The sequence below is a fragment of the Nostoc sp. genome (genome assembly GCF_036917535.1).
Lineage (GTDB): Bacteria > Cyanobacteriota > Cyanobacteriia > Cyanobacteriales > Nostocaceae > Nostoc.
On record NZ_JBALDA010000062.1, the window covers coordinates 53428 to 59985 of the forward strand.

The 6558-nt window shown below is 41.3% G+C and carries 9 protein-coding genes and 1 pseudogene; 6 read left to right on the top strand and 4 right to left on the bottom strand.

Annotated features, from left to right (window positions below; all coding sequences use genetic code 11):
• Positions 1–6: 6 nt before the first annotated feature.
• Positions 7–1515, bottom strand: a complete 1509-nt coding sequence (crtD, locus tag V7K56_RS20345; protein ID WP_334912977.1) for a C-3',4' desaturase CrtD — start codon at positions 1513–1515, stop codon at positions 7–9.
• An 876-nt stretch (positions 1516–2391) separates the two neighbouring features.
• On the opposite strand from crtD, the gene V7K56_RS20350 reads away from it, so the two are divergent.
• From V7K56_RS20350 to V7K56_RS20375, 6 genes and pseudogenes are all read left to right on the top strand, one after another.
• The gene (locus tag V7K56_RS20350; RefSeq protein ID WP_334912978.1) at positions 2392–2616 is read left to right on the top strand and encodes a hypothetical protein; all 225 of its coding nucleotides are present in this window, start codon (positions 2392–2394) and stop codon (positions 2614–2616) included.
• A gap of 219 nt (positions 2617–2835) precedes the next feature.
• Positions 2836–3381 (top strand): shikimate kinase, encoded by a 546-nt coding sequence (locus V7K56_RS20355; protein ID WP_334912979.1) that lies wholly within the window; start codon positions 2836–2838, stop codon positions 3379–3381.
• Between the two features lie 20 nt (positions 3382–3401).
• On the top strand, positions 3402–3818 hold the full coding sequence (locus tag V7K56_RS20360; protein ID WP_334912981.1) for a XisH family protein: 417 nt from the start codon (positions 3402–3404) through the stop codon (positions 3816–3818).
• Positions 3806–4141 (top strand): XisI protein, encoded by a 336-nt coding sequence (locus V7K56_RS20365; RefSeq protein ID WP_334912983.1) that lies wholly within the window; start codon positions 3806–3808, stop codon positions 4139–4141. Before V7K56_RS20360 ends, V7K56_RS20365 begins: the two co-directional genes overlap by 13 nt.
• Positions 4141–4287: pseudogene (locus V7K56_RS20370) on the top strand (shikimate kinase); the annotation flags it as partial. The gene V7K56_RS20365 and the pseudogene V7K56_RS20370, both read left to right, overlap by 1 nt.
• A gap of 21 nt (positions 4288–4308) precedes the next feature.
• Positions 4309–4611, top strand: a complete 303-nt coding sequence (locus tag V7K56_RS20375; RefSeq protein ID WP_334912991.1) for an element excision factor XisH family protein — start codon at positions 4309–4311, stop codon at positions 4609–4611.
• A gap of 450 nt (positions 4612–5061) precedes the next feature.
• On the opposite strand, the gene V7K56_RS20380 is transcribed toward V7K56_RS20375, so the two are convergent.
• The 3 genes from V7K56_RS20380 to V7K56_RS20390 all read right to left on the bottom strand — a co-directional run bounded on the left by V7K56_RS20380 (position 5062) and on the right by V7K56_RS20390 (position 6464).
• Complete coding sequence (locus V7K56_RS20380; RefSeq protein ID WP_334912985.1) at positions 5062–5358, bottom strand: hypothetical protein; 297 nt, start codon at positions 5356–5358, stop codon at positions 5062–5064.
• Positions 5345–5650, bottom strand: a complete 306-nt coding sequence (locus V7K56_RS20385) for a BrnT family toxin (protein ID WP_334912987.1) — start codon at positions 5648–5650, stop codon at positions 5345–5347. Before V7K56_RS20385 ends, V7K56_RS20380 begins: the two co-directional genes overlap by 14 nt.
• A gap of 229 nt (positions 5651–5879) precedes the next feature.
• On the bottom strand, positions 5880–6464 hold the full coding sequence (locus V7K56_RS20390) for a Uma2 family endonuclease (RefSeq protein ID WP_334912989.1): 585 nt from the start codon (positions 6462–6464) through the stop codon (positions 5880–5882).
• Positions 6465–6558 lie beyond the last annotated feature (94 nt).

Below are 6558 nucleotides of genomic sequence, written 5' to 3' on the forward strand. Positions count from 1 at the left end.
TAATCTTTAGGCTTCAATCTGCCTAACTACTGTCAGCGCCGAATAACTCACTCCAGCGGTACCTTCCCCTGGATGGGTAGAGTCACCAACTAACCACAAATTCTGAATTGGTGTACGATTGGCGAACCCAAAGGGGCCAAAAGTGGGTATTCTTTGACCAATACCACCAACTATACCGCGATCGCGGGCTGTGAAATGAGCAAAGGTGCGTGGTGTTGCCGCTTCTTGATAAATAATAGTTTCTGGTTTGAGATAAAAGTATTCAGCAAGACGAGCGATCGCTTGCAGGGTAAACTTTTGTTTTAGTCCTTCATAATCATCAGTCTGCCACCACGGTGCAGGATCGACAAATGAAGAAGCAATAATTGTCGCTTTCCCCTCCGGGGCGCGACCATCTCCAGGATGACTGACGGAAACAAATAGGGAATTATTCTCGCCAATAGGACCATCAGCATCGTACAGAAATTGCAGGTGGGGAGGGCATCCAGGCGGAATCGCACTGGCATCTACACCCAAATAAACCACAAAAGCACCCGATGCTTGAGGCAGTTTTTCCACCCGGTTTTTATAACCAGATGGCACTTGTTCTCCCAACAACTGCACCAAATTTTGCACGGTGACGTTGCTAACTATGTGGTCGGCTGCTTCTGTCCAAACTTTGCCAGTTTTCTGATTTCTAATAACAACAGCACTGGCTTTACCGTTTTCTACTTTGATTTCTTCTACTGTGTGGCGCATCAATAGTTTGCCGCCATCTTTCTCTAGGGATTGTACCAAGCGATCGCTTAATACTTGCATACTTCCCTGGAGGTGAAACAATCCTTGGGGCAGTTGGGATACACTCAATGCTGTTGCTGCGTAAAGTAATGCTGTTTCTTCTGCATCCACCTGGGAGTATAGCTTTAGTTGCAAATCTAAAAAAGTTCTCAGTCGTCGGTCATTTCCCAATCCACATAACCGTAAAGCATCTCCTACCGTAAACAAGGTGAAGGGTACGGTAATTAATGTACTGGGACGCACCGCCTGAGTTAGCTGCCACAAATCCCATAAATTACGCGGCGGTAGTACCGGGTCGTTTCCTTGAAATTTCCAACTGGCATTAAATAAAGTTGCCATCAACTGCCAAAACGGTTCGCTACCAGGAAATTGTTTTTGTCGTTCCTGTTGCCATTTCTCTTGGTTGCGCCAAACGTTGATGGGTGTGGTTTCCCCTGGTAAATACACCGCACAAGCAGGATCGCAAGACGTTGCTTGTGGCAAATCTATTGACAATTCTGAGAAAATGCGGTAATGAATTCCCCCTGGTTCCAACCCCGCCACCTGAGTTGCTCCCACATCAAAGGTAAATCCCTGGCGTTTAAAGGTCGAAGCACAGCCTCCTGGTACAAGGGCTTGATCCAAAATTAAGACACTGTAACCTCTATGAGCTAATAATGCCCCAGCAGTCAGGCCACCTATTCCCGCACCGATAACGACGACATGAGAATTACTTTTGTCAAGAAAAATGCTGGACATTGATTAGTTTCTTTAAAATTCTTAATACTTTTATTTATAATTTTACCTTAATCTCTGAGTTGAATAGGGTGCTAAAGGTGCGATTTATCAGTTGAGTCCAATAGAGACCTAATACCCAACCCTCTCCTACGAGGCTATGCATTAGTCACATCTTTCTTAACAATCTTGAAACCCTGGTTTGATAAGCATCTTGGATACTGATAAGTAGGTATCCTTGACAAATGTACCCTTATTATTCTCGATAAAATTACGTTTTTATTGAGAATTAACGACGAAATCATAAGGGTTAGAAAAAACATGAGTGAATACTCTCACAAATGTTGAGAAAGATCTGGGTAATGGATAGCCTACGAGGAGAGGGAAGGGGAAAAACTTTTGTTGCTGGAAAGAGAGTAAGATTCAAAGCCTCTCTCCTCTTAGGAGCTACGGTGTACACACAAGTTGAATTACCCCCTTAATCCCCCCCTTTATTGGCTACGGTGTACACACAAGTATGACCAGCATAGGTTTCAACTCTTCTAGTTGTTTCGTAGGGTGCGTTATGGAGACGCCAAAATAACAAATGAGTTCACCGAAATAACAAATGAGTTCGCCAAAATAACAAATGAGTTCACCGAAATAACAAATGAGTTCGCCAAAATAACAAATGAGTTCGCCAAAACAACAAATGAGTTCGCCAAAATAACAAATGAGTTCGCCAAAATAACAAATGAGTCCGCCGAAATAACAAATGAGTCCGCCGAAATAACAAATGCGTTGGCGAGCATTTACCGCAGGCACCGCCATGATTGCAACAATTTAGCTTTGTCACGCCAGCGTAACGCACCCTTCTCCTATCAAAGACGCTACGCGTAGCCAATATCCCGAAAGGTACGGGTGACGCTCCTGCGTCGAAGAGGCTGCGCTAACAGCAGTCGCCTGCTCCGGGAAACCCTACCAAGAGCGCTGCTTCACCGCAAATCTTTGGTGAATGAAGTTTTTCTGACTTGTGTGTACACCGTAGCCCTTTATTGGGGAGAAACTAGAAATACAGTTCCCTCCCCTTTCCAATGGGAGCCACTGCGTTGGGCGGCTTTGCCGACAGCCAAGCAAGTGGCGTGAGGGTTAGGGAGAGGTAATATTATTATTTTGAGATTTTGGGCGAATTTCATTGCCCATATTTTCTAAACTTATTGTTACTTACCAGCCCACCTTTTACCTAAAACCTTAAGTAATGCCTTTAACCCAAGAATGAAAAGCAGTTCTTCACGAATATCATTGAGTTTATAATTTAAAACTGTGACTCAGCACTCAAAACTTATAATTGGAGCGAAGCAACTGGTGAGCAGCTTATTAAAAGGAGTCAACCTGTACTTAATTGGTATTATGGGCGTTGGTAAGACAACAGTAGGGCGCTTACTAGCAAAAGAACTGGGTTATAGGTTTGTAGATACCGATGATGTAATTGCCCGAGCAACAGGTAAATCTATCAATCAGTTATTTGCACAAGTTGGTGAAGCTGGGTTTCGTCAGTTAGAAAGCGACGTACTTTCACAAGTTTGTGCTTTTACAAAGTTGACTATAGCAACTGGTGGGGGCATTGTATTGCGGCGAGAAAATTGGAGTTACTTGCACCACGGTTTGATAGTGTGGCTAAATACGCCAGTGGAGATAATTTACAGCCGTTTAGCTGAGGATACCACAAGACCACTGCTGCAAGATGCCGATCCTAAAGATAAGTTGCGATCGCTCCTCGAACAACGAACACCACTTTACTCTCAAGCCGATTTGCACATCACCGAGCGAGAGGGAGATACACCTGAAGATGTTGCCAAGCAAGTACTTGAGGCAATTCCTAGTGTGCTGAAAAAACCTGTTTCTCATTAATGGGGAAGATTGATTTAACTGTGTCTGCAAAAGATATTTTTCATGAATCAGTTAAAAAAGCTTTGCAAAAAGAACAATGGATAATTACGAGCGACCCATTAAAATTTAGATTTGGGGAAGTCAACTTCCAAATTGATTTAGGCGCAGAGAAAATAATTGCCGCAGAAAAGGGAAATGAAAAAATAGCAATTGAAATCAAAAGCTTTTTAAACCCCTCGGCAATTACAGATTTTTACTCCGCTTTGGGACAATTCCTTAGTTACCGTCTAGCATTAGCGGGATATGAACTAGAGCGAGTATTATACTTAGCAGTTCCATTGGATACGTACCAAACATTTTTTCAACTGGAGTTTACTCAAACTGCGATCAAACAGTATCAGGTGCTATTAATTGTTTACAATCCAGTAGATGAGGTGATTGTACAGTGGATAAACTAACAAAATATCAAGAGTATGTTAAAACATTGTTGACGAACTATGCCAGTGATGATGTCTCGGATAATGATGTCGAAGTCCAACTCATTTTAGACACAGAACGCAATCATTATCAATGGATGAATGTTGGTTGGCAAGGATTTAATCGTATTTATCGATGCGTAATGCATTTTGATATTAAAGATGGCAAAATCTGGCTGCAACAGAACTTAACCGATCGCAATCCGGCAGAGGAATTATTGATAATGGGAGTACCACGAGAGGATATTGTCTTGGGTTTGCAAGCTCCATACAAGCGTCAGTATACAGATTATGGCGTAGCGTAATGCGATCGCTCCTCGAACAACGAACACCACTTTACTCTCAAGCCGATTTACACATCACCGAGGGAGAGGGAGATACACCTGAAGATGTTGCCAAGCGAGTACTTGAAGCAATTCCTAGTGTGCTGAAAAAACCTGTTTCTCATTAATGGAGAAGATTGAGCCAACTGTTGTCTGCAAAAGATATTTTTCATGAATCAGTTAAAAAAGCTTTGCAAAAAGAACAATGGATAATTACAAGCGACCCATTAAAATTTAAATTTGGGGAAATCAACTTTCAAATTGATTTCAGCGCAGAGAAAATAATTGCCGCAGAAAAAGGAAACGAAAAAATAGCAATTAAAATCAAAAACTTTTTAAACCCCTCAGCAATTACTGATTTGCTCCAAGCAGGAGTTCCGAAAGAAGATATAGTTCTTGGTTTTCGTTATCCTAAAGTAAGGCAATATACAGGTTTTGCTGTAATGCCATAACTTTCAGTTGATCACAGAGTATCGCACTACTGAAAAGTATGATGGCTCCTAATTATCTGCAAATACAGATGCATAGACGCTGCATCAGCTTGTCGTCAGACATCACTGTTATATTTCATAATTAAAATTACTCACATCTAACCAACCAATAATATCAGGCGATCGCGCTTGAATTCATGACTTAAATTATAATGTTAAAACAAGGAATAAGAGCAGGCGATCGCGCTTGGATTCAAACTTAAATTCTGGTTTAAAGTAAAAGATAATAATAGATGATCGCACTATCAATATTTTTTATTTTTAATATATAAGTTCACAGAGGTTAATCCAAAGTTAGGTGCCTTAAGTACATTTCCTTATTTTCCTTTAACCCTAACCTATCAAAATCATTCTTTGAATGTGTCGGATTTACTGGATACAGGTTCTTACACTGAATTATGGATAATAAACCTAACAACTTGTTTGAGAGCGAATTTCTTGTAAGATATTTAAGATTTCTTCTTCTGATTGAATATGCCGTGCGAGAACTTGAGCAGTTGCCTCTAGTACACGGTTAGAAAATAATTTGGCTAAATCTTGCCGTAAACCTTGCCCAATATAAAATTTGATTAAAGCCTCAGCTGACATATCTCGACTATCTGCTATTCTCTTGAGCGATTCTAAGGTATCTTTTGGAATATCAACAGTGACTGTCTCTTGAGGGCGAGAGTGCACTTGTAATACAAATTCTTCTTCAGGCTTGTTCATAGAGTTTTCTTTCTGTATGACTAGCAAGACGAGCAGAAATGATGCGTGTTCGCAAACTTCGTTCTATATAGACGACGAGCAAGAGACGTTGCTCAAGGGAATAACCAATAATGAAAAACCGTTGTTCGTTGTTAGAGGTTTTAATAGGGGTAGCTTCACCAAATTGATAAAAGGGATCAAAGAAAACTTCTGTGGCTTCTTCAAATGTAATGCCATGTTTTTCAAGGTTACTCTGGGCTTTATTGCTATCCCACTCAAATACAACGCCTTGTAGCTGATAGACAATATCCATTGCGTTTATTTTATCGTTATATATTGGTACTGATAAATATTGGATTTTCTTCGTTAACCCAGCATACAAGCGATCGCTTCTCGAACAACGAACACTACTTCACTCTCAAGCCGATTTGCACATCCCTGAGTGAGAGGGAGATACACACACCTGAATGCATTGCCTAGCGAGTACTTGAGGCAATTCCTAACCTTCTCAAAACATAAGTTTCTCATTAAGAAGACTCAAGTTACCAAATTTTGCCCATCCGCAGGATAAACCCTGGTAATTCTGGATTACCACTAACTGCTTCGGGATTATCCAAAATTTCAACTTCTCGATTCGGACGGTAAATGTAGACTTTTCGATTCTGCCGATCAATTAACCAGCCCAGTGATGCACCGTTATCGATGTACTCCTGCATTTTGTCTTGTAATTTTATCAGGCGATGTCTACGACGGGCTACGCCTACACTCAAGGAACATAACTTAATCACAAAGCAGGGACAAATTGGTGCAAATGAAGCTTTTTGTGCATCTGTTAAGGCATTCCAGCGCTCCAGTTCAATCCAAGAAGCATCAGGGGAAAGCATCGCTCCATTGGGTAGTGTAAAACCTGCACTAGAGTCAAAGCCTATGCCAGTGCCATCTTGTTCAGTCCAATACCCAAGCTGTGCAGCAATGTTAAAGTTACGGTTGCCCGTATCTGAAAAAGCTGGTGGCATGATGATGACTTCCCCATTGGCAGTACGCTCAATTCGTAAATCTCCATTGGCTTGACAAAATTCGTAGAACTGCTCATTTGTCATCTGCACCAGCGAGGGGAAATTTACCATTAGTGGGACTTTGTAAAAAACTGGTGCAAAATTAGGCGAGAATGCTTATATAGACTTATGTTTACGTCAGTCTCGACAGGAGCAGCGTAAAATG

Excerpts from the sequence above, each read along its gene's own strand:
- V7K56_RS20390 (WP_334912989.1), bottom strand. The coding sequence starts at position 6,464 with ATGGTAAATTTCCCCTCGCTGGTGCAGATGACAAATGAGCAGTTCTAC.
- V7K56_RS20380 (WP_334912985.1), bottom strand. The coding sequence starts at position 5,358 with ATGAACAAGCCTGAAGAAGAATTTGTATTACAAGTGCACTCTCGCCCT.
- V7K56_RS20385 (WP_334912987.1), bottom strand. The coding sequence starts at position 5,650 with ATGGATATTGTCTATCAGCTACAAGGCGTTGTATTTGAGTGGGATAGC.
- crtD (WP_334912977.1), bottom strand. The coding sequence starts at position 1,515 with ATGTCCAGCATTTTTCTTGACAAAAGTAATTCTCATGTCGTCGTTATC.